The 26,691-nt window shown below is 69.6% G+C and carries 24 protein-coding genes and 1 pseudogene; 13 read left to right on the top strand and 12 right to left on the bottom strand.

The window, feature by feature from the left end:
- Positions 1–13 precede the first annotated feature (13 nt).
- The 5 genes from IEY87_RS37570 to IEY87_RS37550 all read left to right on the top strand — a co-directional run bounded on the left by IEY87_RS37570 (position 14) and on the right by IEY87_RS37550 (position 5,145).
- On the top strand, positions 14–523 hold the full coding sequence (locus IEY87_RS37570) for a hypothetical protein (RefSeq protein ID WP_189143615.1): 510 nt from the start codon (positions 14–16) through the stop codon (positions 521–523).
- Positions 520–2,379: an ABC transporter ATP-binding protein gene (locus tag IEY87_RS37565; protein WP_189143614.1), complete on the top strand. Its 1,860-nt coding sequence runs from the start codon at positions 520–522 to the stop codon at positions 2,377–2,379. The genes IEY87_RS37570 and IEY87_RS37565 overlap by 4 nt, the downstream gene beginning before the upstream one ends.
- 34 nt (positions 2,380–2,413) lie before the next feature.
- Positions 2,414–2,914 (top strand): S26 family signal peptidase, encoded by a 501-nt coding sequence (locus IEY87_RS37560; protein ID WP_189143613.1) that lies wholly within the window; start codon positions 2,414–2,416, stop codon positions 2,912–2,914.
- Positions 2,911–4,845 (top strand): AfsR/SARP family transcriptional regulator, encoded by a 1,935-nt coding sequence (locus IEY87_RS37555; RefSeq protein ID WP_189143612.1) that lies wholly within the window; start codon positions 2,911–2,913, stop codon positions 4,843–4,845. The genes IEY87_RS37560 and IEY87_RS37555 overlap by 4 nt, the downstream gene beginning before the upstream one ends.
- A 105-nt stretch (positions 4,846–4,950) precedes the next feature.
- Positions 4,951–5,145: a hypothetical protein gene (locus IEY87_RS37550; protein WP_189143611.1), complete on the top strand. Its 195-nt coding sequence runs from the start codon at positions 4,951–4,953 to the stop codon at positions 5,143–5,145.
- Between the two features lie 86 nt (positions 5,146–5,231).
- Here the strand turns inward: IEY87_RS37550 and IEY87_RS37545 are convergent, their stop codons facing one another.
- Positions 5,232–7,019 carry an AfsR/SARP family transcriptional regulator gene (locus tag IEY87_RS37545; protein ID WP_189143610.1) on the bottom strand — a complete coding sequence of 596 codons (1,788 nt, stop codon included), beginning with the start codon at positions 7,017–7,019 and terminating at the stop codon, positions 5,232–5,234.
- A gap of 394 nt (positions 7,020–7,413) precedes the next feature.
- On the bottom strand, positions 7,414–9,753 hold the full coding sequence (fxsT, locus tag IEY87_RS37540; protein WP_189143609.1) for an FxSxx-COOH system tetratricopeptide repeat protein: 2,340 nt from the start codon (positions 9,751–9,753) through the stop codon (positions 7,414–7,416).
- Between the two features lie 174 nt (positions 9,754–9,927).
- Here fxsT and IEY87_RS37535 point away from each other — a divergent pair, with 174 nt between their 5' ends.
- Positions 9,928–10,128, top strand: coding sequence for a hypothetical protein (locus IEY87_RS37535; RefSeq protein WP_189143608.1), 201 nt, complete (start codon positions 9,928–9,930; stop codon positions 10,126–10,128).
- 15 nt (positions 10,129–10,143) lie between these two features.
- Here IEY87_RS37535 and IEY87_RS37530 read toward each other — a convergent pair.
- Positions 10,144–10,644, bottom strand: a pseudogene (locus IEY87_RS37530) (SDR family NAD(P)-dependent oxidoreductase); the annotation flags it as partial.
- A gap of 430 nt (positions 10,645–11,074) precedes the next feature.
- On the opposite strand from IEY87_RS37530, the gene IEY87_RS37525 reads away from it, so the two are divergent.
- Entirely contained in the window at positions 11,075–11,434 is a 360-nt protein-coding gene (locus tag IEY87_RS37525) for an SbtR family transcriptional regulator (RefSeq protein WP_189143606.1), read from the top strand.
- A 109-nt stretch (positions 11,435–11,543) separates the two neighbouring features.
- Here the strand turns inward: IEY87_RS37525 and IEY87_RS37520 are convergent, their stop codons facing one another.
- Positions 11,544–12,281 carry a phosphotransferase family protein gene (locus IEY87_RS37520; protein ID WP_189143605.1) on the bottom strand — a complete coding sequence of 246 codons (738 nt, stop codon included), beginning with the start codon at positions 12,279–12,281 and terminating at the stop codon, positions 11,544–11,546.
- A 133-nt stretch (positions 12,282–12,414) separates the two neighbouring features.
- On the opposite strand from IEY87_RS37520, the gene IEY87_RS37515 reads away from it, so the two are divergent.
- Positions 12,415–12,810, top strand: coding sequence for a hypothetical protein (locus tag IEY87_RS37515; RefSeq protein WP_189143604.1), 396 nt, complete (start codon positions 12,415–12,417; stop codon positions 12,808–12,810).
- A 197-nt stretch (positions 12,811–13,007) separates the two neighbouring features.
- On the opposite strand, the gene IEY87_RS37510 is transcribed toward IEY87_RS37515, so the two are convergent.
- Together IEY87_RS37510 and IEY87_RS37505 are read right to left on the bottom strand one after the other, a co-directional pair.
- Positions 13,008–14,258: a hypothetical protein gene (locus tag IEY87_RS37510; protein ID WP_189143603.1), complete on the bottom strand. Its 1,251-nt coding sequence runs from the start codon at positions 14,256–14,258 to the stop codon at positions 13,008–13,010.
- A 932-nt stretch (positions 14,259–15,190) separates the two neighbouring features.
- Complete coding sequence (locus IEY87_RS37505) at positions 15,191–15,769, bottom strand: TetR/AcrR family transcriptional regulator (RefSeq protein WP_189143602.1); 579 nt, start codon at positions 15,767–15,769, stop codon at positions 15,191–15,193.
- 81 nt (positions 15,770–15,850) lie between these two features.
- On the opposite strand from IEY87_RS37505, the gene IEY87_RS37500 reads away from it, so the two are divergent.
- Together IEY87_RS37500 and IEY87_RS46860 are read left to right on the top strand one after the other, a co-directional pair.
- Positions 15,851–16,909 (top strand): NAD(P)H-binding protein, encoded by a 1,059-nt coding sequence (locus IEY87_RS37500; protein ID WP_189143601.1) that lies wholly within the window; start codon positions 15,851–15,853, stop codon positions 16,907–16,909.
- Positions 16,910–17,110: 201 nt separating this feature from the next.
- Positions 17,111–17,503 carry a PASTA domain-containing protein gene (locus IEY87_RS46860; RefSeq protein WP_263653084.1) on the top strand — a complete coding sequence of 131 codons (393 nt, stop codon included), beginning with the start codon at positions 17,111–17,113 and terminating at the stop codon, positions 17,501–17,503.
- A gap of 130 nt (positions 17,504–17,633) precedes the next feature.
- Here the strand turns inward: IEY87_RS46860 and IEY87_RS37490 are convergent, their stop codons facing one another.
- On the bottom strand, positions 17,634–18,746 hold the full coding sequence (locus IEY87_RS37490) for a winged helix DNA-binding domain-containing protein (protein WP_225277992.1): 1,113 nt from the start codon (positions 18,744–18,746) through the stop codon (positions 17,634–17,636).
- 425 nt (positions 18,747–19,171) lie between these two features.
- Between IEY87_RS37490 and IEY87_RS37485 the strand changes: the two genes are divergently transcribed.
- The 3 genes from IEY87_RS37485 to IEY87_RS37475 all read left to right on the top strand — a co-directional run bounded on the left by IEY87_RS37485 (position 19,172) and on the right by IEY87_RS37475 (position 21,778).
- Positions 19,172–19,726 carry an Rv1352/Rv1906c domain-containing protein gene (locus IEY87_RS37485; RefSeq protein WP_189143600.1) on the top strand — a complete coding sequence of 185 codons (555 nt, stop codon included), beginning with the start codon at positions 19,172–19,174 and terminating at the stop codon, positions 19,724–19,726.
- 34 nt (positions 19,727–19,760) lie between these two features.
- A complete protein-coding gene (locus IEY87_RS37480; protein WP_225277991.1) occupies positions 19,761–21,380 on the top strand; it encodes a DNA recombination protein RmuC in 1,620 nt (539 codons plus the stop codon).
- A 137-nt stretch (positions 21,381–21,517) separates the two neighbouring features.
- Positions 21,518–21,778, top strand: coding sequence for a hypothetical protein (locus IEY87_RS37475; RefSeq protein WP_189143598.1), 261 nt, complete (start codon positions 21,518–21,520; stop codon positions 21,776–21,778).
- A 46-nt stretch (positions 21,779–21,824) separates the two neighbouring features.
- Here the strand turns inward: IEY87_RS37475 and IEY87_RS37470 are convergent, their stop codons facing one another.
- The 5 genes from IEY87_RS37470 to IEY87_RS37450 all read right to left on the bottom strand — a co-directional run bounded on the left by IEY87_RS37470 (position 21,825) and on the right by IEY87_RS37450 (position 26,442).
- A complete protein-coding gene (locus IEY87_RS37470) occupies positions 21,825–22,340 on the bottom strand; it encodes a GlxA family transcriptional regulator (RefSeq protein WP_225277990.1) in 516 nt (171 codons plus the stop codon).
- Positions 22,341–22,805: 465 nt separating this feature from the next.
- Complete coding sequence (locus tag IEY87_RS37465; protein WP_225277989.1) at positions 22,806–24,464, bottom strand: transposase; 1,659 nt, start codon at positions 24,462–24,464, stop codon at positions 22,806–22,808.
- Positions 24,457–24,951: a recombinase family protein gene (locus IEY87_RS37460; RefSeq protein WP_189143597.1), complete on the bottom strand. Its 495-nt coding sequence runs from the start codon at positions 24,949–24,951 to the stop codon at positions 24,457–24,459. The genes IEY87_RS37465 and IEY87_RS37460 overlap by 8 nt, the downstream gene beginning before the upstream one ends.
- Before the next feature lie 181 nt (positions 24,952–25,132).
- Positions 25,133–26,089: a cyclase family protein gene (locus tag IEY87_RS37455; RefSeq protein ID WP_225277988.1), complete on the bottom strand. Its 957-nt coding sequence runs from the start codon at positions 26,087–26,089 to the stop codon at positions 25,133–25,135.
- A 161-nt stretch (positions 26,090–26,250) separates the two neighbouring features.
- The gene (locus tag IEY87_RS37450; protein ID WP_225277987.1) at positions 26,251–26,442 is read right to left on the bottom strand and encodes a hypothetical protein; all 192 of its coding nucleotides are present in this window, start codon (positions 26,440–26,442) and stop codon (positions 26,251–26,253) included.
- Positions 26,443–26,691 lie beyond the last annotated feature (249 nt).

Raw genomic sequence — 26,691 nt, 5'->3', positions numbered from 1 at the left:
GTGAGATCGTCCGATGCCCTTTATGATCGCCGCCGTCGTCCTGGTCGGCGTGCTCTGCCTGGTGAACCTGCTGCTCACCTTCGCGGTGCTGCGCCGCCTGCGCGAGCACACCACCGAGCTGGAGCGCCTCGCCGGCGAGCCGAGGACGCTGCCCTTCGATCCCTCGTTCCTGGTCGGACGCACGCTGCCCGCCACCGCCACGCGTGCCGTGCCCAGCCCGCGGCTCGTGGGGTTCTTCGACGCCGACTGCGGTTCGTGTCACGAGCACGCCCCGAAGTTCGCGGCCGAGGCCCGCCCCGGCACGTCCCTGGCGTTCGTCACCGGGACGGGCCGGCAGCTCCAGAACCTGGTCGACGTGGTCGGCGAGGCGTCCGCCGTCGTCGTGGCGGAGGAGGCGGCCGCCGTGGCGGCGGACCTCGGCATCCAGACGTTCCCGATGTTCCTGCGGGTCGACGCCGAGGGCAGGATCGTCCAGGCCGACACGGACGCGGACCACCTGGCCGAACTGGCCGCGACGGTATGAGCGCGGCGTCAGCCGCCGGCCACACGCCGATCGAGGACCTGCCACGCAGACCGCTGCGGCACGCCGCCACGGTGGGGCTGCTGTCCTGGCGGGCCGGACCCGGCCTGGTGGTGTGTCAGCTCGCGCTCACGGTCGTCGCCGGCCTGCTGCCGACCGGCCTCGTGTGGGGGACGAAGGTCCTCGTCGACGGGCTCGCCGCCGGTGATCCGGATCAGGCGCTGCCCGCGGCCGGGGCCCTCGCCCTGCTCGGCCTCGCCTCGGGAGTCGTGCCGTACGTCACCGCCTACCTGCGGACGGAGCTGGATCGGCGACTGGACCGGCTGCTCCAGGACGGGCTCTATGCCGCGGTCACCGGCTTCCAGGGCCTGTCCCGCTTCGAGAACCCGGTGTTCCTCGACCGGCTGCGCATGGCGGCGGAGGCGACCGGCGGTGCGCTGACGCCGGTGTCCTCCGGCCTGTTCGACGCCGCACGCAATGTGATCACCCTGGTCAGCCTGCTGGTCAGTCTGACGCTGCTGAGCCCGGTCATGGCGGGCCTCGTGACGGCGGCCGCCATCCCCGCCCTGGTCGCGCGGATGGTCATGGTCAGGCGGCGGGTGGGGATGCTGGCCGGACTGTCCGCCACGGCGCGGCGCCAGATCCTCTACTCGTCGCTCATCACCGATGTCCGGGCGGCGAAAGAGGTCCGGCTGTTCGGACTCGGCGGCTTCCTCAAGAGCCGGGTGCTCGGCGAGCTCGCCACGTTGCAGGCCGGTGAACGGCGGCTGGACCGGCAGGAGGCGATCACCCAGTCGCTGCTCGCCCTGCTCTCCACGGCCGTCGCCGGTGCGGGGCTGCTGTGGGCGGTGCTCACCGCCCTGAATGGAGGGCTCAGCCTCGGCGACGTGACGGCGTTCGCCGGCGCCGTGGCGGGGGCGCAGGCCGCGCTGGTCGGGCTGGTGGAGACCGTGGCGGGAGCCCATCATGCGCTGTTGCTCTTCGGCTACCACGCCGAGGTGACGTCGCTGCCCGACGACCTGCCGTCGCCGCCTCGCGAGGCCGCCGTGCTGCCCACGATGCGGCACGGCATCGAGCTCCGCGACGTGTGGTTCCGCTACGACGACGGCCACCCATGGGTGCTGCGCGGGGTCGACCTCACCATCCCGCACGGCGCCTCGGTCGCGCTGGTGGGGCTCAACGGGGCCGGCAAGAGCACGCTGATCAAACTGCTCTGCCGCTTCTACGACCCGTCGCGCGGCGCGATCTACTGGGACGGCGTGGACATCCGTGACGTGCCGCCGAGCGAACTGCGCCGCAGGATGGGCGTGCTCTTCCAGGACTACATGTGCTACGACCTCACCGCGGCCGAGAACATCGCGATGGGAGAGATCGAAGCCCTGCACGACCGGCCCAGGATCGAGTCCGCGGCCCGCCTGGCGGGCGTGCACGACATCGTCCGGGCGCTGCCGCGCGGCTACGACACGCTGCTGAGCCGGATCTTCTTCGGCCTGGAGGACGAGGACGACCCGCAGGCCGGGGTGGTGCTCTCCGGTGGCCAATGGCAGCGCCTGGCGCTGGCCCGCGCTCTCCTCAGGGAGCGACGCGACCTGCTCATCCTCGACGAACCGAGCGCGGGCCTGGACGCCCAGGCCGAGCACGAGATCCACACCCGGCTGGTCGAGCACCGCGCGGGACGTACCAGCCTGCTCGTGTCGCACCGGCTCGGCATGGTCCGGGCGGCGGATCTGATCGTGGTCCTGCGCGGCGGCGAGATCGTGGAGCGGGGAACGCACGACGACCTGATGGCCGTCGGCGGCGGATACGCCAAGCTGTTCGACCTGCAGGCCAGGGACTACCTGGCCGAGGCCGAGGCCTAGCCTGCCCGTCCACTGACTGATCGGGAGGGGTGCGATGAACGCGGTCACGTGGGTTGCGTGCGGGTTGTCCGCCACCGGGTTCGCGCTGGGCGCGGGCCTCTGGCGGGCTCGCCGCCGGTACGTGGTGGTCACCGTGGAGGGAGCGAGCATGGCGCCGACCCTGGCCGACGGCGACCGGGTCCTGGTACGGCGACGGCGGATCGGACAGGTGCGCCGGGGCGACGTCATCGTGCTCGAACCACCGCTGGATCCGTCCGCCCCGTACCAGCCGGGTCCGCCCGCCTCGGACGGCCGGCACTGGAACATCAAACGGGCCGCCGCGCTTCCCGGCGACCCGTTGCCGGCGGGGGTGGCCGGGCAGGACGGCCTGGAGCGGGTGCCCGCCGGGGCGGTGGTGGTCTTCGGCGACAACCCGGACAGCATCGACTCCCGGCACCGCGGGCTCTTCCCCGCTGACCACATACTCGGGGTGGCACTGCGCAAGCTGAACGGGCCGGCCGGGTCCGGCGGGCTGACGACGGAAGCGGACCGGTGAGGTTCCACCTTCTCGGCCCCTTGGGCGTCCAGCTCAAGGGGATGCCCGTCCGGGTCTCGGCGCACAAGCAACGCACCGTTCTCGCCATGCTGCTCGCGCACGCCGGCCGCACCGTGCCGATCCAGTCCCTGGTGGCGGAGGTGTGGGACGAGCGACCTCCCCGTTCCGCCGTGCCGAATGTGCACACGTACGTCATGCGGCTGCGTCACCTGCTGTCGGCCGCCGATCCTCGGGCCGGCCGGCGGCTGGTCACCTCCGACGGGGGTTACCTTCTTCAGGTCGAGCCCCCTGAGCTCGACCTCTTCCTGTTCGAGGAACTGCTCACGCTGGCCAGGAAAGCGCTCGTCCGAAAGGATCTCCGCGCGGCGGAGGACGCGTACGAGCGAGCTCTCGGGATCTGGCGGGGGACGGCCGCGCAGGACGTGCCGCTGGGACCCGTGCTCCGCGATGTGGTCGCCCAGCTGACCGACCGTTACCTGAGCACCGTGGAAGAGCACCTCGACGTCTGGCTCGCACTCGGCTCACACCGGGCCGCTCTCGACCGGCTCCGCGAGCTGACCAGGCGATATCCGCTGCGCGAGCGCCTGCACGCCCAGTCGATGGTGGCGCTGTACCGATGTGGGGACGTGACGGGCGCGCTGGAGGCGTTCGCGACGGCCCGCCGGGTATTGGCGCACGAACTCGGGCTCGACCCCGGCGCGGAAATGCGCCGACTGCACCGGGCGATCCTGGACGGGGACCCGGTTCTGGACGGCACGGGTTTGCTCACCGGCACGGACCTGGGCAACACGGGCATGCTCACTCCGGGCGGCACGGGCATGCTCGCGGACACCGGTGGCGTGACGCTCGACGGCGGGGACGAGCATCGGCGTGCGCGACGGCTGCCTCCCGAGCCGTCGGCGTTCGTCGGCCGGCGCTCCGAGCTCGCGCGCGCGAACGACGTACTGTACGGAACCGCGCCGCCGGGGTCGGGAGCCCGGGTGATCGCGCTGCACGGCGCCGGCGGAGTGGGCACCTCGGCGTTGGCCCTGCACCTGGCGCACCGTGCGACCGGCCGTTACACCGACGGCCGGCTCTACGTCGATCTGCGAGGATCGAGTCCCGGCGTGCCGCCTCTGCGGCCTGCCGATGCGCTCGGCGGTTTCCTGCGCGCCCTGGGCGTTCCCGGGCGTGAGGTGCCCGCGACGACGGCGGAGGCGGCCGCCGCCTACCGGTCGCTGCTGGCCGGACGGCGGGTCCTGGTGATCCTCGACAACGCGGCCGACGCCGCGCAGGTGGCGCCGTTGCTCCCGGCGAGCGACGGCTGCGCCGCGTTGATCACCAGTCGTACCCTCCCTGCGACCGTGGACGCGGTGCCGATCGCGGTCGGCATGCTCGACGAGACGGACGCGATGCGCCTGCTCGGGCTGCTGGTGGGCGAGTCCAGGGTGGCCGCCGAGCCCGAGGCGGCGGCGGACGTGGCGCGCTGGTGCGGCTACCATCCGCTGGCGCTGCACATCGCGGGCACCCGGCTCGCGAGCCGCCCGAACTGGTCCCTGCGGAGGTTCGGCGAGCGACTACGCGACCGGCGAAGGCGTCTGGACGTGTTACAGGCGCCGGGCCTGAGCATCCGTTCCTGCTTCCAGGTCAGCTACGGGCTCCTGACCGACCGCGCGGGCACGCTCAGGACGGCGGCCGCACGCGCCTGCCGGCTGCTGGGCGTGCTCGACCTGCCCGAGGTCGGCATCGTGCGGACCGCGGCGCTGCTCGACGTGGACCCGCACCTGGCCGAGGCCGCGCTCGACGAACTGACCGAATTCCGCTTGCTGGAGCCGGCGGCCGGCGCTCGCTTCCGCATGCACGACCTGGTCAGGTTGGTGGCGGCGGAGCTGTCCGTCGCCCATGACACGCCGGAAGAGCGCGCCCGAGCCTTACGACGAGCCCGGCCGTGACGGAGACCAGGAGCGGAAGGCTGTAGCGCGGATATACGGGCGGTCGTATGCCCTGCCGATAACTTCCTGATCAAGACAGCCCCTCCACGGAAGGTGTGAATCGTCATGACAGGCATGCTGGAAAGGCTCGGTGACCGGGTACTCGAAAGGCTGGTGCCGAAGGCGACCGCGAAGGCCGACACCTCCTTTTACGTGACCTGCTCCTGCAAGAACCTGGTGCGGAAGCGGAAGTTGTGCCATGTGGTCGGCGGAATGACCGGGTGCACCGGCTGCACGTACGTCGACGTCTGGGTCTGCTGAAGCAGAGATCGACGAGAGTCAGCGGACACGACGTGACCGCGCTCGGCTGCTCGCGGCCGGGCGCGGCCTTCCTGTATCCGGCCCGATCAACAATCCGACCTGATCAACGACAGCTCCGAGACCGGCCGACCTGTACGGATGGAGTCCCACCACGCTCGCCCACCGGCCTGCGGCGGCCCCACGGCCGTCAGGGCCGCCTGTGCCGCATACCGGTGGACGATCATCGCCCTGATCGGGTCGAGCAGCCGGTACCTGCGGCTGGCCCCGGCCTCGAAGGGCAGCACCAGGCCGCAGTCCACCAGCGCCACCAGCGAGTTGAGCACCGTCCCGGCTTGGACCGGCCGGCCGGCCTCCTGCGTGCAGTCCGTACCGATGTCCTCCAGGCCGAAGTCGCGGCGCAGGACGGCCAGCCTGAGCAGCATGGCCCGCTGGGGCGCGGTGAGCTCGTGCCAGACCCGATCCAGGCCGGCGGTGAAGCGCGCGGCGGGCGGGTTGGCGCCGTCGATGAGCGCGCCCAGGTTCGCGGCGGCGTGCCGGGCCAGCTCCCGCGGGGGGAAGGTCCGCAGCAGAGAGGCGAGGCTCTCCACGACGGCGGGCAGCCCGTCCGCCTGCCGGCACAGCTCACGCACGTAGGGCTGCTCCCGCTCCGCCAGCGCCAGCCCGGGCACGGCCTCGCCGGCCCGCCGGCGGAACAGCAGCTCCGCCGAGGCGGGGTCGAGCGGGCGCAACGCCCAGATGACCTCGCCCGAGATGCCGAGCGGGCGGACCGCGGCCACCAGGACGGCCCGCGGGCCGCGCTCCCGGATCAGCCGCTCGACGACACCCCGGACCCGGCCGGAGGAACAGGGGCCGCTGTCGATCACCAGCATGGAGTCCCCCGGCTCCTGGACCGCCTCCTGCACCTGGATCCCCTCCTGCGCCGGCCCGTGAGCGGCCGGCTCGGCCAGACGCAGGTGGTGGACGCCGGCGAAACCGAGCCCGGCGGCGTCGGCCGCGAACCGCGCGGCGAAACTGGCCTTGCCGACGCCGGGCGGCCCGATGATCGTGACGACGCGATGCCCGGCGAGCAGCTCGGCCATCCGCGCCAGCTCCTCCTGCCGGCCCAGCAGGTGGTCCATGGCCGGGCGGCGGGCACGGCAGGCGCCCCGCCCGTCGTGCCGCGGTGGCTCGTCCAGGCAGGCCAGGTGCGCCTGCCGCAGGAGCGTCCCCGGTCCGATGCCCAGCTCCGCCGCCAGCCGCCGCCGGATCTCGTCGTACACCAGTGCCGCCGCGCCCTGTCTGCCGGCGGCCACGAGCGCCTCGATCAGGACCGCGTGCGCCGCCTCGTCCAGCGACTCGGCATGGCACAGCGGCTCGGCCAGCGCGACCGCGGCCGCGGCAGCCCCCTGGTCCAGCGCCGCGCGGGCGGCGCGGATGGTCACCGCGTCGCGCTCGCTGAGGAGGACGTCCACCAGGCGGCTGTCGCACCGCTTGCCCGGGACGTTGGCGAACGGGCGCCCGCGCCACAGGTCCAGCGCCCTCGACAGCGCTTCGAACGACGCCCCCGACCCGGCCGTCCACTCCCGGAACAGCACCAGGTCGGTGCGGCCCGCGTCGAGGCGGTAACCGGCGTCCGTCGTGGCGACCCCGATCTGGGTCCCGTTCGCGCGCAGGTAGTTGCGCAGCCTGGACATCGCCAGGTGCAGGGCGCTACGCGGGTCGTGCGGCGGGTCGTGCCGCCACAGCACGCCCATCAGATACTCGGGGGACAGCGGCGCCTGGCCCGCGCCCAGCAACCCCAGCAGGGCCCGGAGCAACGGAGCCCGCGGGGTGTGCAGAACCCCGTCCCTCATCAGGCCGACCGTGCCCAGCACGGCGACGTACTCTTCGCTCATCTGTGCCCGTTCTCCGAACTGACAACGATTACAGCAGACCTAGCTGACAACGATTACAGCGGACAAGAGTGATCAGGACGACCCAGAACCTGAGTTTTTGACGCCCGACTTGACACATGATCGTAGGAATGACGGCGGATGTGAACCCTCTTCCGCCCAGCGAAAAATCCCATCCACCAAGCAACCTTTCCGTACGACGTCCGCCCGCCCGCCCGCGTCGCCAGTCCGGTCCGTCCCTCCGCAGAGAGGATCAGCGGCCGAGCCGCTCCCAAGATCAAGCTTTCGGGTCGGTCCTCACCTGCGGACATGTGGCGGAGAGATGCGCTCGGCCAAGTTTCTCGGCCGTGGCGTGGCCGTTCCTACTGGTCAGGTAGTCAGGCAGGTGCCCGGACGTCTAGGTCGGCGGCTCGAGCGCGAACTGCCGCCGGAGGTCCTCGGCTGCCGCCGTTTCGCCCAGCGCGGCCAGGTCGGTGGCAAGAAGGACGGCCGATCCCACGGTTTCCGGATGGTCAGCGCCGAGCGTCGCCCGGCGCCGGGCCAGGATGTCCTCGCCAAGCAGCCGGGCCTGCGCGGTGTCGCCCCGCTCGCGCAGGATGCCGGCCACGGTGTCGGCGGCGGTCAAGGTCAAACGATGATCTGTGCCGAGTGAACGGGTGGCATCGGCGAGAGTGGCGTCGCCGATCTCTGCGGCCTCAGCCAGGCGGCCGAGCCGGGCCAGGTCGCGGGCCAGCCCTAGCCGAGACCGCAGGGTGTCCGGATGGTCGTCGCCCAGCACACGTTGGCGCGCGGCCAGAACGCCATCCCGGAGGACCTTCGCGCCCTGGGGATCACCGAGACCCGAAAGCCGGTTGGCCAGGTTGTCCATCGAGATGAGCGTGCGGTTGTCGTCCGGGCCGAAGACCCGGCGTCGGCGGGCCAGGGTTTCTTCGTCCAACCCACGAGCGGCCTCGTGCTGGCCGAGGTCGGCAAGCGCCATCGCCAGATTGCTGGCGCTCGCCAAGGTGTCCGGATCATCCGGGCCAAGCAGCCGGACCCTTCGCGCATACAGCTCTTCCTCGATCCGCAACGCGTCCGGATGGGCGGGCGGAAGGGTGGCGGACTGGCGCTGCGCGGCCCGCATCGTGTCGAAATGGTCATCGCCGAGCGTTGCGGACCAGCGCTCCCGCGCTCGCGCCGCCATCTCGTTCGCGGCGCGCCCGTGCCCGGCGAGCTCCAGATAGCGGGCGGCGGACAAGATCAACGCCCGGAACTCCGGCGATTCGATCTCCTCCGCACCTGACGAGACGTTCTGCAGGAAGGCGGCGTGCGGGGCGAGCAACGCCCAGGCCGGCCAGGCATGCACCACGTCCGGCTCGCCCGGCCGGACCGACACGAGGATTTCCTGGAGGCGTGTCCGCAGCGCACGCCGTTCGGATGCCGGCAGGATGTCGCGGACGATGGCCGCAGTGGTCCGGTGCACGATCAGCGCGTCACCCGCCGGAGTGCGGCGTGCGAGTCCCATCCGGACAAGCCGGCCCACCACAACCCGGAGCTGGACCGGCCGCATCGGCTCGGCACCGGCGAACCACGACACCGGAACCGGGTCAGGGCCGAGGAAGACGCAGAGTCGCAGCAGCCCGAGCGCCACCTGGTCCGTTCCGGCCAGCCGCTCCAGGGAGAGCGCCACGACTGAGGCGGCCGATCGCGGATAGGTCGCCGGGCGGCCCTCGCCCAGTAGATCGTTCGCGTGCGTCTCCAGTTCGCTGACGTACTCACCGGCCGGCATCCCGGTCTCGCTGATGAATCCCGCCGCCTGTGCCACGGCCAACGGCAGGTCGTCTACGGCCGCCGCGACACGATCGGCGTCGCTATCGCTCATCGCCACGTTCTGAGTTTTCAGGAGGGAGACAGACTCCTCGCGGGAGAACACATCTACGTCGACCACCGCCCCGATTGTGCTCCATCGAGTGTCCCTGGAGGTGATGAGAACCCGGCCCGGCCCGGCCGGGATGAGGTCGCGGGCCAGATCGGAACTCGGTATGTCGTCCAGGATCACGAGCCAGCCTACGTGACGTTGCAGCCAGTTGCGAGCCTCGGCGGCACCGCGCTTGGCCATGGTGTGCTCGGACGTTACGCCCAACTCGACGGCCAGCGCCGCGAACTGGTCAATTGCCGATGCGGGCTCCTCCGCGTCGACCCACCAGATGACGTCAAGCAAGTCGGCGTGCCGGTGGGCGTACTCGACGGCCAGGCTGGTCTTGCCCACTCCGCCGATGCCGTGCAGCACGGCGATGGACGGAGTCAGACCGGTCTGCAGCCTCAGCCGCACGGTGTTCAAAGCCTCCACCCGGCCGGTGAACGAGGCGTTCCGGGTAGGTACCCGCCACACCTTAGGCAGCCGATGACTACGGGATAGGACCGCACCGTGCCCGCCATCGTCGCGATTGTTCTGCCGCTGCTGCGCGGCGTGTTGGTGAAGGCTCAGCCACCACGACAGCGGACGCTGCTGGTAGCCGCTGGCGCGGGTGGCGCGTGACTGGAGGTATTCGACCAGGAAACGCACGACGGCGGGATCGGCGGGCAGCGCATTGCCGAGGAACCAGTCACTCAACCGCTGGCCGCTGATCTTCAGCGGCGGCTGCTGCGCGGCGGCCTGCCGCGCCAACATGGCGTAGGAGACGGCGACGGTCGCCTGCCGTAACTCTCTCAGCGCGGCGAAGAACTGCTCGGCAGCCGAGGGCGGGCTCTCGGTCATCGCACACCGCAACCGGCGTCCGGACCCGGACCGGACCCGGACCGGACCGGACACTTCGTCACCAGGGATGAGCTGGACACGGTAAGACCGTAGCCGACACCGGGGTCGTCGAACACCCACCGGACACCCGAGAACTGAAGGACACCACCCGCTCAACCGGCCAGGGAGTCCTCAATGTCCACCGCGTTCGCCCTAATCCATGACGGAGCCCTCACTGCCGGCATCGGCGCTGTGCTCTACACAGCCACTGTCACCACCGCCGCCCTGACCGCGCTCCTCGCCCCTACCCCACAACGCCGCCGCGACGCCCGCACCGTGCTCACCATCCTGCTCTGTAACCGCAGGGGTAACGTCACCCGGACAGGCGACCGGTGAAGAGACTGTCGCTGGTCAGACCTGGCCGATCCCGCCGTCGACGGGGAGGTCGATCCCGGTGACGAAGCTCGAGTCCGCGGAAGCGAGGAAGAGCGCCGCGGTGGCGATCTCGTACTCGTCACCGAGGCGGCCGACGGGTACCCGCGAGGCGGTCCGCTCCTTGAACCCCGGTGGGAGGTCCGCGAACGCGGCGGCGTCGATCGCGGCGGGGGTGAGGACGTTGACCCGGATTCCGCGCTGCTTCAAGTCGGTGGTCCAGGTCCGAGCGAACGACCGCAGCGCCGCCTTGCTCGCGGCGTAGACCGTCGTTCCCGGATCGCCCTTGTCCGCGGCGCCCGACCCGATGAACACGATCGAGGCGCCGTCGGACAGCAACGGCAGCAGTTTCTGCACGGTGAAGAACGTCCCGCGCACGTTCACCCCGAACACGGCGTCGAACGACTCCTCGGTCACGTCACCGATGGGCTCGTTCCACATCCAGGCGCCGGCGCTGGCGACGAGAACGTCCACCCGACCCGCTGAGCTTCGCCATGTCTCTCCTTCGCCTAGAAGATGAGAATGGTCTCATCTTTGAAACGATGCCTCATGCCCCTTCCAGGGGGAACCCGCCGCCCGCTCGCCGGGATGCCCGCCGCACCCGCGAGCGGCTTGTCGAGTGCGCTCGGCGCGCGTTCGCCGACCAAGGCGCGGAGGCCGCCTCGACGGCATCGCCCGGGATGCGGGCTTGGTTGGTCGGCACGCTCTACCGGCACTTCCCGACGCGTCTGGACCGCCTGTGCGCCGTACTCGAACCGAAGCTGCGCCACGTGATCACTGAGGTGGAGGCCGCGCTCGGCCTGGAGGATCCGTGGGAGGCGTTCCGCGGCCTGCTCGAAGTCCTGGGTGCTGCCCAGGACTTCGAGTCCTGGGTGCGGCCCAGGCCGGGGATCGGGCGTTCGGCGACTTCTTGGCGCGGCGCTTCCCCGGTGACGACCGCACCGAGGCCGTGCACGGCGAGATCTGCGCGCTCGCGCAACAGGTGCTGGGGCGGGCGCAGGCGGCGGGCGTCGTGCGTTCGGACGTCACCGGCGCCGACCTTTTTCTACTGTTGTGGGCGAGCAGCAGGGTCGCCGAGGCCACGCGGCACGTCGCCCCGTCCATGTGGCGGCGGCACATCTACCTGGCGTTGGACGGGTTCCGGGCGTCGAACCGGCTCGATCTGCGCGAGCCCGCCTGGGACGCGGACCAGCTCTACCGCGCGATGGCCGAGCCGGGGAAGGTCTTCCACGATGAGGAACCGCTACGTCGCGCTGGAGAAGCTCCCTGACGTTCCTCAGCGCTGCCCGGCGGCACCGCACGCCGGATTCTGGGCGCGAAGGTCCTGCCGGGCATCTTGCCCGACAGGACCTTCCCCTAGCAGTCGGGCCCGCGCAGCCTCACAGCCGGGATCTCAGCACGTCGACCTCACAGCCCGGCGCGAACGGGTCGAAGCCGTGCTCGACCAGCCAGCGAACCGCCAGCAGGCTTCGCAACGACCACCACGCGCGGATCACGTCGAGGTCGACGTCGGTGCCATAGCCGGCGACGATGTCACCGAGGCGCTCCTCGTGCCCGAGCGTCAAGATGGCGAGGTCGAACAGGGCATCACCCTGGCCTGCCTCGGACCAGTCGATGATGCCCGTGATCTCGTCGCCGTCGACGAACACGTGAGCGATCTGCAGGTCCCCGTGCGTGAACACCGGAGCCCACGGCCGGAGCGCGGCCTCGGCGACCTGGCGGTTGCGGGTGACCAGGTCGGCGGGCAGGACGCCGTTCGTCACAAGCCGCTCGCACTCGCCGTCGAGTTCCGCCGCCAACTCGTCGATGCCCTGGCCTGGCCTGGGCGGCAACGGCGCGTCGTGCAACCTCCGGATGGCGGCGCCCGCCGCGGCCCACGCCGCCGGGGACGCGGTCGACGGCTCGCCGAGGCGGCCGAGCGCCGTCCCCGGGACCGCCGCGATCGCGAGCACGGGCGGCTCGTGCCACAGGACCTTCGGGGTCGGGACCGGAGCCAGGGCCATCGCCTCGACCTCGACGTCGATGCGCGCCTGATCGGCGTCCACCTTCAGGAACACGTCGCCGACGCGCAGGGTCACGCGCTCGGAATGAGCGACGACCATTTCGACCTCATCCATAGGCGACCAGTATCCCGGGGGTGATCGTCGACGTCACCGGGTTTATTTTCCTGACAGCCAAGCCATGATCAATGCACGCGGGACACCCTCGCGCGGGGCGAACGAGGGGGCGGCACCGTCTCGATCACGAAATGTGGGCCAGAACCAGTTTTCACGTGTCGTCGACACCGAGATCCCCCGTCACACGGATGGGCTCCAGCCCAACCGTTCGAGGTCCGACACGGCGGACTTGCTCGGCGCCGGATGGTCGCTCACCGGTCCCGCCGTTCCGATGTCGGCAGTCGCCGGCTTCATACGTCTACCGTGGGATGAGGTAAACGGCGAAGATCTGAGCTTCCAGCTCCAGATCGTCGACGACTCAGGTGAGCCCGTACGTCCTTTCATCGACAACAACGAGCCCTTCCGAATCGAAGGGAAGTTCACACTCCGCGATCCGGAGCAGGCGGAAAAGGCAGCGAAGACGGTGCCGCTGAACATCAGCTTTGCCTTCCCGCTCCCGCCGTTGCCGCTGACGCCGGGGTGCACGTAGCGGTGGATTCTCGAAGTGGCCTCGGTGGCTTTCACTGTCCGCACGGAACCGTCGGCGGTGTAAAGCAGGTTCGGCGCGGCGACCTGCGCCGCTACCCGCAGATTCAGCCCGATCGGGATGTGCGGGGCAGGTCTTGCAGGCGGTCGGGCCTGAACCCTGGGTGTACATCAGACCGCCCGCTGGCGGTCGGCGCCCACTCAGTCTTCCTCGTCGCGTTCCTCGTCGTCCCCGCGTCCACGGAGCGCTCGCTCGGCGATCCGGCTGGAAAGCTTGCCCGTCGTCGATTTGGCCCGGTCGAGGGTCTCGTTGCCGAGGCGCCTGGCGGCATCGACGCCGTCTGCTCCTGTCTCGAGCGCCTTGTCCTTCACCTCCTTGGCCGCGTCCGCCCATCGTCTCGCCTGCGATGACTTTCGAGCACGCTCGATCCCGAGCCGCCCGTGGAAGTCGACGATGGCGCGCGAGACATGGTTGCTCGACTGCACTACAGCCGGGGCTTTGGCCGGATGCATCAGCACCTTGGCATTGGCCGTGCCAGCAGCCGCATCCATGCGGGCCATCAAGCGCTCGGTGCTCCGTGAGATGAATTCCAGCCGGTCCTTCCGGGCAGTCCTCAATCCGAGGCGATGCCCGTCCAACTCCCCCGGAGACGCGTCCAGCACCCGGTCGAGTTCAAGCACGGCGATCGCGTCTTGCAGCTGGAAGCAGCGCGCCAGCACAGCGAGCCACTCCTGTCCCTTGGACTCTGCTTCTTTGGCCGCCCTGGCGAGATCAACGAACTTGGTTGTGCTTTCCAGCTGTTCCGCGAGCGCGTCGAGTTGACGCAACGCATACGCCTGGGTATCTGCGATCGTCGCCGGCGCGGTCTGTACCTTCGACCACGTGACTTCGTCGACCCGGCCCCTCATCTCTCGGATGGTCATGGCCTCCTCGATGACGAAGCCCACTCCGATCATGCGGGCCAACACGGCGTCCTTCTGGGCGCGCAGCACATTGTCGATCTTCTCTTCGATCGTGACGAGATAGTCGGTGATCTCGTTCATGGTCTGCTGCATCGCAAGCTGCGCCATGACCGCTGCAGCAGTAGCCAAAAGCGCCGGGTTGGGCACAACGAATCCGGGCCCCTTCGCGATCTGGAGCCACGACGTGATCGAGCCCGGCCGCCCCACCATTGCATGGCTGACGCCTGGAGTCTTGCTTTCCATCAGCCCATATCTCTTGACAAGCTGCGCGGACTCCTTGGTCAGCTTCACCCAGCGACCTGAGTTGGCGGCAATCTCGTAACCTGCCTGTGCGGCTCCAGCCCCGGCCCTGAGAACAGATCCGAGCCGTTGCAGCCTGAGGTCCTTCGACGGCAGTCCCTCAGAAACCAGGAAGCGTTCGACAGCGATCGGATTCCCGATGACCGCCAGGCCATCACCGTCACTAATCAGTTGAATCTCGTCATCCATCAACGGCTCCTGAACTGTGGGCAGGGAAGCGGCTTCTCGCAGTTGGGGGGTGGAGCCGGGGTGCGCGACGATGTCAGGGTGAGTGTCGAGGGCTTCGGGGACGGGAGCTCCTACGCTCACCGTCCGACGGAGGACTTCGACGCGCCCACGCTACCTTCGACGCCCCTGGCCTGTCCGCGTTCTGCCACCTCAGGGAGCTCGAATTGGAAGCCGTCGGGCACCGCATACGCGACAAGATAGATTCCGGACATCATTCACCAGAAGGGGGCACAGCAGGTGATAGGCAAAGAGGCCGCCGCGTCCGGATGTTTAGACGGCGGGGCAGGTCAGCGGCTGCCGGAGGCGCAATTCACGCAGGTCTTGGTGGCCGGGACCAATGCCGTTTAGATAGATCATTTGGGCTTGGCGGCGCGAGCGGCGGACAGGAGTTGGACGGTGGGTGGCCCGGCGTGGTGGATGCCTTAGTCGCTTGGGCGTCGTTCGCGGTAGCTGCTGCGTCGGGTGCGTTCGACGGAGCGAGGGTAGGTGCGGTGGCGGCGTTCGGGGTTACGGTTGCGGGGCCGACCTGGTGGACGGTTCTGGTCCAGAGATCATTTTGGGGTTCAGGGGGGAAGGCCGCTCGGTCGGTGACCGGGCGGCGCACGATCCGGAGGGTGGCCAGGAACTTGATCCGGTCGGGATCGACTCCGGCCGCGGTGGCCGCCGTGCAGATCAGGGTGGCCAGGGCCCAGTGGGTGAGGAGGTAGGCCCAGATCTCCTGCCGGACCAGGTCCGGGGTCCAGGACCGAGTCGCGCCGCGATCGCGATGTCGCCCTCCCCCGGCTCGACTCGCAACCGCGCGATCTCCTCCGACAGGCCGCCGGTGGCCAGGCGGGCAACCTGGGGAGCGGTGCTGCGGCGCACGGAAGCCCGACCCCATCGAGCCGTTCGACTCACGTCGACAGCGTATTCGTCAGGTGCCTCATCGCCGCCAGGGTCTGGTTGACGGTGGCCGGGAGGTCGGGGTCGCCGTGCTGGTTGAGCCAGCGGGTCGCCGCTATCCGGAACGTGGTCACGGCGAGCTCGGCCGCCAGTTGGGCGGTCAGGTCGTCGACGCCGCGGTCGCGGAAGCCCTGCTCCAGAGCCTCCGCCATCAGCGAGAACTTGCGCAGCTCGCGCTCACGCAGGGCGGGTTCGGCGTCGATCACGGCCCGTCGGCGGAGCAGGTAGTCGAGACTGCGGCCCTCGAATATCTCGGCCGCGGCGGGGGCCAGGCCCTCGGTGATCAGCTCCATCGGACCGAGTGACGGCGGGGCCTCGGCCATGAAGCGGGCCACCTGCTCGGGCACCGACTCCTCGCCGGCGAACAGCACCTCACGCTTGTCGGCGAAGTGCCGAAAGAACGTACGGGTCGTGAGCCCGGCCCGCGCCGTGATCTGCGGCACGGTGGTCTCGGTGAAGCCCTGCTCGAGGAAGAGATCGAGCGCGGCCTGCTCAAGCCGTTCTCGCGCACCCGGCTGCCATCGACCCATGCGGCACATCCTACTGATGACACGTCGTGTCATGCTATGCCATAGTGATGACACGACATGCCATGACTATGGGAGGCGACCATGACGGGTGAGATCTGGGTGCTCGGCGCGACCGGACGGGTCGGCCGGGAGGCGGTGGAGCGGCTGCGAAAGGCGGGCGCCGAAGTGGTGGTGGTCGGCCGCGATCGGGAGCGGCTGACCCAGGTGAGTCCGGACGCCCGGGCGGTGACCGGCTCGCTCGACGAGGTCTGCGCGCGGCTGGCCACCGAGGCGCCGGCCGTCGTGATCAACACGGTGGGCCCGTTCGCGGTCACGGCGCCGCAGGTCGCGCGGGCCTGCCCGCCAGGCACCCACTACGTCGACGTCGCCAACGAGCTGAGCGCGTTCGAGCTGCTCCACAGCATGGACCAGGAGGCGGCGGCGACCGGCCGCACGCTGGTCTCCGGGGCCGGCTTCGGCGTGCTCGCGACCGAGAGCATCCTGCTGCATCTACTGGCGGCCGAGGAAAAGCCCTCGCACGTACGCGTCGACGCCGTCGCGTCGGTCGCGATCGAACCCGGCGCCCTCGGCGAAGCCCTGGCCGCCACCATCGTGCAGGCGTTGCTCGACGGCGGCCGCGAGGTGCGGCAGGGCCGGTTGGTACGCGCTCTGGCCGGCGGCGCCGCCGAGCGATTGACCACCCCCGACGGCGACGTGGTCACCACCGCCTCCCTGGGCAGCGGCGAACTCTTCGCGGCCTGGCAGGCCAGCGGCGCCCCGTCGGTGATCGCTGCCTCGGCTCTCGCCCCCGCCAACCCGGCCGTCCGAGCGGCCCTGCCGGCGATCGTTGGCGTGCTGCGCCTGCCCGGCCTGGCCGGCTTCGCCACTCGGCGGCTCGCCCGCATCACGACGACCACGGCCAAGGAGCGACCACGCCGATCGTCCTGGGGCCGCGCCCGAGTCGAATGGCCGTCCGGTCGCGTACGTGAGGGCTGGCTGCGCACCGGCGAGGGCATGACGTTCACGGCGGGAGCCGTCACCGAGGTGGCCCAGCGCCTGGCCAAGGGCGAAGGCCGCCCCGGCGCGTTCACCCCGGCCAGACTCTTCGGCCCCGAGGTAGCGCTGGCCGCCGGCGCCGAGTTCATGATCACGAGTGAATAGGTCGATCTGAGTGGTTGTCGATCACGGTGTGCGGAAGGGGCAGCAGTCGCCGTGGATCGTGTCGGACAGGCTGTGGGCGCGCATCCAGCCGGCCCGGCCGTCCCCCCGAACCGCCCGCCCAGAGGCCGAGCCCGAGGTAACGTTTCCGATACTTACAGTGACGAGGCGGGCCACGCCCGCCCCTCCCCCCAGGAGACCACCATGCGCTTCGCCCCCGCGCTCGCCACCGCCGTGATCCTCACCACCTCGTGCACACCCGGCGGCGCCTCCACCCCACCGCCCGTCGTCGTCACCGTGACCGCCACCCCGCCGGCCCCGCCGGCCGAAACCAGCCCTACGCCCGCCGACACCCCCTCCTCCCAGGCCGCCGAACGCAAGAAACTCCCCGACGTCACCGGCATGAACCTCCAAGCCGCCCAGGACCACCTCCAGGCCGCCGACTTTTGGGTCCTGAACGACAAGGACGCCACCGGCCAGAACCGCTTCCAGGTGCTCGACCGCAACTGGCAGGTCGTCCGTCAGACCCCCGCCGCCGGGAAGCGCATCCCGACCGACACGCTGATCACCCTCTACGCGAAAAAGATCGGCGAGTGACCCGCGGCCGGGAACGAACGCTCACCGCTCTTCCGCGGGGCCGCCGATGCTGATCTCGGCGGAGATGTCGGGCTCGTAGGCGTCGTCGCCGGCGCGCGCCGCCCACCCACAGGCCTGAACACCCGGCGGGTCACGGCCAGCGCACCTCCGGGGTGCGGTCCACGAACTGCGCGTACTGCTCGAACGCCCCCTCAACCTCCGCCCGGTCGCTGCTGTGGAGTGGTACGAGCGGCTGCACGGCGATTCGTACCCGGCTCTTCGTGAGGGTGCGTTTCCAGGTGGCCACGACCCGGCCGGCGCGTACCACCGTGGACTGGAAGACCCCGTTGTTACCGGGGATGATGGCCGCCTTGTGCTCGTCGGCGACCATGAGCGAGCGGTCTTTGTAGCCCAACAGGTATTCGTCGAATGCCGGCAGCACGAGCACCTCGTCGTCGCCGGGCGGGACAGGGGCTGTGTCGAGGAGCGCGGCGTCGACGTACGTCTCCACCCCGTCGACGGTCACTCGGGCCAGCGCGTCGCCGGCCACGGCGATGCCGCGTTTGGCGTCGGCCGCGGTCAGGCCGGTCCAGCCCGCGAAGTCCTGCCTTGTGGTCGGTCCACGGCCGCGGAAGTAACGCAGGGCGATGGTGCCCAGCGCCTCGTCGCGCTCCGGCCGGTGCGGGTCGGGAACCCACTCGTCGAGCAGCACGAAACTCTGCTCGTTACCGATGTTGGGGGCGATGCACAGCAGGCCCCGCTGGCTGGCGTACCACAGCAGGTGGTAGCCGCGCTGGCCGCTGGTGTCGATGCCCTTGTCGGCCAGCACGGCCAGGCACTCCGACCTGCTCAGCCGCCCGCCGCCGGTCAGGGCCGCGCCCAGCACCTCCATGGCCTGAACGGCGGTCTCCTCCGAGAGGCCGAGTTGTTCGCGCCGCCTCGCCGCGCCGTTCAGCACCCGGACGCCCATCAATTCGACCATCCAGCGGGCATCGCGGGACGGGACGAAATGGATGGTGCCGCGCATCGGCCATGTGCGCAGCGCCTCACGCCGCTCCAGCGCGGCGGTGACGTCGGAGTCGGTGTATCCCGGCAGTCGCGTGCCGAACGACCACAGACCGCTGGCCAGGTCTTGCGCCTGCATCGCCCCGAGCCAGGTCACCACCTCGGCCACGCCCGTCGCCCGGTCGGCGCCGCCGGGCGACGCTCGTAGCAGCAGGCTGGACATCCGCAGGTCGAGCGCCTGTTGGGGGGAGAGTTCCACGGGTCAACCGTATCCTTCGCCACCGACAATCCGACGATGTGATCGCGACCGCCAACCTGCTCCAGGCCCGCGGGCCGAGCTCGCCCTCCGACCGGCGGGACGGCTCATCGGGCCTGGCCGGCGAGCAGAGGAGGGTCATGTCATCCTCGACAATGCAGCAATTTCGCCGAATCGCGCCATCGAAATGTCGTCGAACTCGACAATCTCCCGCGACAGTGCAATTTCACGATTCAGGCCTGGAATCGCCGACTACGGCTCTGAAATCGACGCATTTCAAAAGGAAGGTACAGCCGCCCCCAATCCCGTCCACAACAAATGTTGATAAGGGGGTTATCGGCTTGAATTCAGCGGTCGTCAAGGAGCATGGAACACAGTGCTCTCGTCAACGACTTCGGGCTCGACGTCCGACCGCGAGAGGACTCGACATGACCCATCACAACCTCGGCACGGGCCCCCACCCGCAGCCGCCATACCAGCAGCCCTTCACCCCGCCCGGCCGGCAGCCCGCCACCCCCGTTGTGCCCACAGCCCGGCCCGGCCGGCGTTTTCTGGCCCACGGCCTGACCGCGATCGTCTCGTTGACCATCGGCGTGGGGATCGGTGCGGGTGGCGACACCGGGACCTCGGCCTCCCCGCGCCCCATCGTCACGGTGACCGAGACCACGCAGGCCGAGTCGGTGCCCGCCGCAACCGAGACGGTCACTGCTGAGCCCGTGGTGGACCCGAAGGGAGAAAACGGCCCGCAGACCGCGTTCTCCGGTGACGGTCAGTATCTCGTCGGTGAGGACATCAAGCCCGGCACCTACAAGACGGCCGGGGCGGACGGCTCCAGCTGCTACTGGGCCCGCCTGAAGAACGCCTCCGGCGAATTCACCTCCATCATCGCCAACGGCAACATCCAGGGTCAGACCAGAGTCGCCCTCAAGAAGGGCGAGTTCTTCGAGACCAGCGGGTGCCAGGACTGGAAGCGGGTGGGCTGAGATGACTTCCTTCTACGTAGTCGTACTGGCGATCGTGCTTGCGCTGGTCAGCGCCACGATCGCGTATCTGATCGCCCGTGGCCGCGCGGCGGACGAGCGTGTCGCGTTGAAGTTCGCCGAGGAACAGCGAACCCAGGCCACCGAGCAGGCGGCCGCGCTCCGTGCCGAACGGGACAGGGCCCAGAGGCAACTGGCCGATCTGAGCCAGGCACACACCACCGCGCTGACCGAGCGCAGGACCCTGGACGAGCGACTCGGCCGGCTCGGCGCCGAGTTGGAGGCGACTCGGAGCAGCCTCCAACGGAAGCAAGCCGACGCAGAGCGGCTGCGAGTGGAACTTCAGTCGGAGCAGGCGCGAGGAGCGGAAGCCGGTCGTCGTCTCCGCGACACCGAACTCGGGATCACCGAACTGAAGGCGAAGGAGTCGGTTCTGCGCTCGGAGATCCAGGACCTGAGGACGCAGCTGGCCGAGTTGGTCATGCAGAAGCAAGCGCTGCTGGAGCAGGCCGCGACGGTGCAGGCTGTCCGCCAGGAGCTCGATCAGACCCGCTCGGACAACAACCGGCTTCTGGAGGAGACGCTGCGCGCGGCGACCAACCAGATGCTGAAGCAGTCTCAGGTCGAGCTGGTGACCAAGGCCGAGGCGACCCTGAACGCGGCCAGCAAGCCGGTCCATGATCAGTTGGCGGAGATGGACCGGCAGCTCAAGGAGTTCTCCACCACGCGCGTCGCGGCAGAGGCCACACTGAGCCGGCAACTGCTCACCCTGACCGAGGAAGGACAGCGGACCCGGAAGGAAACCCGGGCGCTCGTCGAGGCGCTCAAGAAGCCGCAGGTGCGCGGGTCTTGGGGCGAGATGCATCTCAAGAGGGCCGTGGAACAGGCAGGCTTGGTCGAGCGATGCGACTTCGACACCCAGGTCCACCTCGCCGACAGCGAGGGTTCACTCCGGCCTGACATGCTGATCCATCTGTCGGGTGGCAAGCACGTCGTCGTGGATTCCAAGGTTCCGATGGCCGCGTTCATGTCGGCGATCGAGGCCGTCGATGAGACCGAGGCGGACCGGCACTGGGCCGACCACGCCCGGCAGTTGCGCCAGCACGTAGATGCGCTCGGGGGCAAGGAGTATTTCCGGAAGGTCGCCGCATCACCGGAGTTCGTCGTGCTTTTCGTACCCAGCGACGCCTTTCTCCAGCCGGCGCTGGAGAAGGAGCCGACCCTGCACGAGTACGCGATCGCCAGGAACGTCCTTATCGCGACGCCGACCTCGCTCATCGCCCTGCTCCGCACCGTGGCGTTCGCGTGGACACAGGCGGCGCTGCAGGACAACCTCAAGCAGGTCTACGAACTCGGCCGCGAACTGTACGACAGGCTTTCGGTCATGGGCGGGCATCTCAACACCCTGGGCAGGTCCCTCGACCGGTCGGTCAAGGCGTACAACGACACGGTCGGGTCGATGGAGGGGCGGGTCATGGTGACCGCGCGGAAGTTTCACACGCTCAAGGTCGTGGAAAGCCAATTGGTCGAGCTCAAGGCGGCCGAGCAGGGTACGCGACCGCTCGGTAGCCCGGAGCTCGTGGAATCGGCCAGCGCCACGGCGGGTGTCCGAGCGATCCCGCCGGCACCTGGCACGGAGACCGGGCTCACCGGTTGAACATCGCGCCGTCGGCGTCGAGGCCCGATGCGTGCCGGATATGCGCATTGACAATGCAGAGTACGTAGATCGATTTTTCCTGTAAAATCCGCATTGATCGGTACTCTCCGACAACCGGACAAGCGGAGGTTGAGAGCATGGCGAAGTGCAACGGTTGCCGCAGCGAGGTGTCGGAGGGAAGCCTCTGCCCATTGTGCGCCGCGAAGATGATCGCCTATCACGACGGGGATTACGACGACGAAAACGATCCCGCCGTGAAGCTCTACCACCAGACCGCAGCCAAAATGAACTCAAATTCATCCTCGTCGAGCGGGTGCGCTCTCGTCGTGCTCGCTCTCACGTCTGTCTCCACCGCCCTCGCGGCCACGGGGATCGGCATGGAGCACCTCATCGGTTGATCGAGAAGAGGCGATGTCCTCTCGACCGGTTCTGAGCTTTCCCACGTTACTTGTTGTCCGGATGCTGCTGGTGAGTGGTGCTGAAGCGGTTGCGGTAGGCGGTAGGGGTGATGGCGAGATGGCGCAGGAAGGTGCGGCGCAGCGTCTCGTCGCTGCCGAAGCCGCTGGCGCGAGCGGCGGCCGTGACCGGGGCTCCGTCGGTCAGGAGTCGCTGGGCGATCTCCAGGCGGCTGAGTTCCACGAAGTGGGTGGCGGTCATGCCGAGTTCGTGACGGAACAGGCGGGTGAGGTGGCGGGTGGACACCCCCGCCCGGCGGGCCATGGACGTCAGCGTGTGCTCACCGGCCGGGTCGCCGGTGACGCTGTCGAGAACGGTGCGAAGAGGGCCGGCGTGCGCTGCCGGCACGTCGAGGCGGGTGGAGAACTGTGATTGGCCGCCGGGGCGCTGCATGAAGACGACGAGCGTCCGGGCGACGTCACGCGCGAGTTCCGGACCGTGGTCCTGTTCCACCAAGGCGAGGGCGAGATCGATGCCGACGCTGACACCGGCCGAGGTGAACACGTTTCCCGCTCGGACGAAGATCGCGTCCGGCTTGACCGAGACCGTCGGATAACGTCGGCGTAGCGCCAGTGCGTCGTCGCCTCACCGCCGTCGAGCAACCCCGCCTCCGACTGGTTGGCCGCCGACGCCTCCGTCGACGCGGCGCGCTGGCAGCAGAGCGTCGCGGAACATGAGGCCGCCGTGGCCCGGCTCGCCGAACTCGGCGCCCCCGCGGTCATCGGCGACCACGTACGAGTCTCTCGACCGATGGCTGAGCGGCGGGCGGACGGCCGCGGTGTGCTCCGGCGCGTACTCCGTCTCGTCGAACCAATGCACGCCTGGTGGCGCGGGACTCGACTGCGGCGGGCTCGGCTGGGTGACCGACCCGGACGGTACGGTGCTCGCCACCACAACGCCGGACGAACCCTTCGCAACGGTTGAGATCGATCTGAATGTGGCCAGGAAGGCCAAGCACACATACCGTTCCTAATCAGTGAGCAGGAGTGTGTCTTGGACCCACCCCTGATCGCTGCGCGTATCCCGAACGGTTGTGGATGCGCTGGTCGCCCGCGTACGTGGTCTTGTGCCTGTCCGGGCGGGTGCATCGTGTGCACGGTCCGTGACGGGGCGGCGGGTTTCCTCACGCCCAAGGGTCTCTGGTCGGGCCTGGACGGTCCGATGCCCGCAACGATCGCTCTGGTCGTTACGGGGCGGTGCCGTCCGTCGCCGGATCGGGTGCCCTTGGGCGCGTCGGCCGATGGCGATGCTCGCGGCATCGTGTCGGGTGGGGGCGTGCATGGGCTTTTGCCAGTGCTGCGCTCCCCACCTGCTGGTGTAGGCCGGATCGACGGCGATGATCGCGATATCGGTGGCCTCGGCCATCGAGGTGAGACGGGCGCGGAGCCTGCCCGTGGGCATACCGGAGATGAGCTGCCGCAACCGGCGTTTACGACCGTGCCTCTCCCGTGTCCTGGAGTCGGTGAAGTCCAGATCCTCCACCGCGATGGCGGCAACCCGGCAGGTCTTCGCCCAGTTCAGCAGCCGGGACAAGGCATGCCGCACCTGGGCGTCACGCCGGTCGGCGCTGCCGGACAACTCGTAGCCGAACCGGCGGGGCCGCCCGACCGGGTTGCCGTGCGGATCCAGCCGCCAGGCGGCCAGATGGTCGGCGTTGGTGTCCACACCGATCACCCCCTGGGCCAGCGCCGCCTCCATCGAGACGGCAGGCACGGCAGCAAAGGTCCAGGAGGCGTTCAGGTACCAGCACTGCCGGGCCACGTCATAGTCGATGCGATAGGCCACCGCCCGGTTGGCCACCACCCGGTCGGCCCACTCGCTGCCCCGGTGCGGGAACGACACCCTCGCGGCCAGCGTGTAGCGGCCGTGCCCGGCGTTGGCCAAGTGGGCGAGCGGCGCGGGCAGCTTGATGCTGACCTCGCCCTCGGGCGTGATCCGGATCGTCTCGTTGCCGAACCGCTTACCGGACTCCCCGTCAGCCGACAGGAACCAGCGCGCGCTGTGCCACCTGTCCCGCCACTGCGGCTCGGTGAGCCGGGCGGCATCCAGGTGGTGGCGGGTGTTGAGCAGCTTGCGCCCGCCCCGCACCACGCGCACGACACCGGCCTGCCAGTCCGCCCGGACCTCAGCCAGACGGCCCTGCAGCAGCTGCAGACGACGCCTCTTGTGAAACCACTCACTCTTCGAGCGGTAACCACCGGGGGCCCGCTGGGAGCCCTTCGCGCCGATGGGCAACGACAGACGATACGCGACCGTCTCAACGCCGGCCTCAAGCGACCGCATGTGCGCGGCCTGCCCGCGCCGGGCCAGCGCCCACTGATCATGTGTCGCCTTCGTGATGCTCCCCGCCCAGCGAGACGACGACACGACGGTCAGATCCCGCTTACGCCCCGCCCACGTGGTGGCCGAGTGCTCCAGCCCGTCAGCACAGCGCACCTTGAGATCCCCCGACGCCAGCGACCCCAGATGCGCGCCGACCAGACGCAACACCTCCTCATCGGCCGGGGTCAGGTTCTTCAGACGGTCACGTATCGACACACCCGACGGGCCGGGCACAACGAACGACGGGGCGATCGCACGCAGCCGCTTACCGAGTCCAGCCTCGGGCCCAACCTCGGGCTCAGTCACCGGCCGCCGCCGCTTCCAGCGCGGCCTCGGCCCGCCTCTTCGCCGAACGGCGACCGTACAGGCGGGCACAGAACGAGGTCAGCACCTCCACCATGTCCCGCACCAGATCGTCGGCGACCTCCCCATCATCCACCACCACCGTGCTCACCTCCGGATCGGCCAGCAACCGGCGCGCCTTCGCACGGCCGCCGTTCATCCCGGAGCCGATCTCGGACTCGATCCGCACCACCCGATGACCGCCCCGCGCCGCCCACACGGCCAGCCGGGAGACCTGCCGCTCAAGATCCGACTTCTGATCATGCGACGACACGCGGGCATACAAACCCACCCCAGCCGTTACCGACGGTGCGGAAGAGTTCGCCTCGATGTTCACCAAGATCGTGCGCTGCACCCGCTCGGCGGGCACCGGCAGCGTGCCCTCACGAAACCAGCGATAGGCGGTATGCGGATGCACACCGTTCGCCACCGCCCATTCCCTCAGGTTCACGCAGCGATCATAACGCCAGCTCAGAGGCTGCAACGCATACTAGAGTCGACTCAACTTTGAGCAGTTACCCACCCCCGCTACGTCCGCGAATAGGTGCGGCCCGTTCACGAGGCCTGCCGTGGGCCTGAAGCGCGTGAACGCGAATGATCTCGTACGCTCGGCAGCCCCTCGTGAACCGCGGTCAGAATGTGGCGATCGGATTGACCGGGCTGCCGGACGTACCGGCGAAGCGGACCGGCGCGACCGCGAGGTGGAAGTCCCACTGGCCGAGCTCGGCAGCCGTCGTCGCGCACGCCTCCAGGTCGCAGTTGTCGAGCATCCACAGCCCCATCGCGACGAGGCTCACGGCGTGCACCGGCATCAACACGTCCTCGTAACCCGATGGCTGAACGTCCTGAGGGGTGTCGGCGCCGATCAGCGCGACCTCCCGTTCATGCAGCCACGGCAGGCAGGACGCATGCCATCCGGCCTGCGTGAAACCGCTGACCGCACCGGTCTCGTGCCGGGCGCGGCCATAGCCGGTCCGCAGGAGTACCGCATCGCCGGATCGCACCCGCACACCCTGGCGACGCTCGGCCTCCTCGAGATCTTCGGGAAACACACCCTGCCCCGGTTCCAGCCACGGCACATCCCGCACGCTCGCGATGTCCAGCAGGACACCACGCGTGATGATCCCGTTCGCCGCGGCCGTGACGGTCGCCCACGACGATCCCGTCGCGGCGTCGACCAGCGAGTGCGACCGCCCGTTGTACATCGTGCCGTCCCAGAAGAGGTGGCACGGCGAGTCGACGTGGGTGAGGGTGTTGCCGTGGAAGGTGACGCCGAGCCGCTCGGACGAGAAGCCCCAGCGCCGGTCGGCGTGGAATGCGGGCACCGGCATGTTCTCGGCGCCCGGCATGTCGGCGGCGCACGGGCATGTCGTCGTCGACCGCTCCATGTCCTCAGGTGCGGCGACCTCCCAGGCGCACGACACGCTCCTGCCGTGGCGCACGGCCCGCGCCGCCGCCAGCCGGACGTCGTCGGTGATGAGGTTCAGAGTGCCGAGCTCGTCGTCGTCACCCCACCGCCCCCAGTTCGACAGCGTGTCGAAGTACCCCAGCACGTCGTCCTGTGTGGGCATCGGCCGCTCTACCGTCATCCCCGCATCGACTCCTCCGGTCACGTGGTTCGAAGCACCGCGGGCAGAGTATCCCGCACTCTCCTTCGACACGACCTCGCCCGGACCGGAGAGACGGTGGGAGCGGTGCCGCCATTGCCGGGGTCAGCCAGTCTGTTCGCTGTCACGGTTGTTGTGGCCTGTTAGGGGGTCAGGTCGATCCCGGGGCCGAATCGGTGCCGGTACTCCAGCGGAGTGAGCCCGATCCGGCGACGCATCAGCGCACGCACATTGGTAACGGAGCCCAGCCCGCTGTGCCGCGCGACCGTCTCGAAGCGCGACTCGCCCCGCTCGATCAGCCGGCAGGCCAGGGCGAGTCGTTCCCTGTGAGCCACGCCAGCGGTGTGGTGCCCATCTGCACGCGGAAACGGCGGTGCCCGTCCAGCAGCCCTGCCTCACCCAGCGCCGCCTGCGGCGCTGCACACCGACGCGATCCGGGCGCCATCGCGCTGTGCCCCGCGCAGCCACCGTGTCACCGTGGTACGCGACCGCCCGGAGGGACGATGTCGCTGGCCAGTTAACCTCGGGCTTTCGCGGGGAATTTGAGCCGGGCTGATCGTTCACATGAGAAAAGTGCCTTTGAG

The sequence above is a fragment of the Nonomuraea glycinis genome, assembly GCF_014646515.1.
Classification (GTDB): domain Bacteria; phylum Actinomycetota; class Actinomycetes; order Streptosporangiales; family Streptosporangiaceae; genus Nonomuraea; species Nonomuraea glycinis.
Note: the sequence above shows the minus strand (reverse complement) of the source record. Positions and strands in the feature narration are given on the sequence as shown.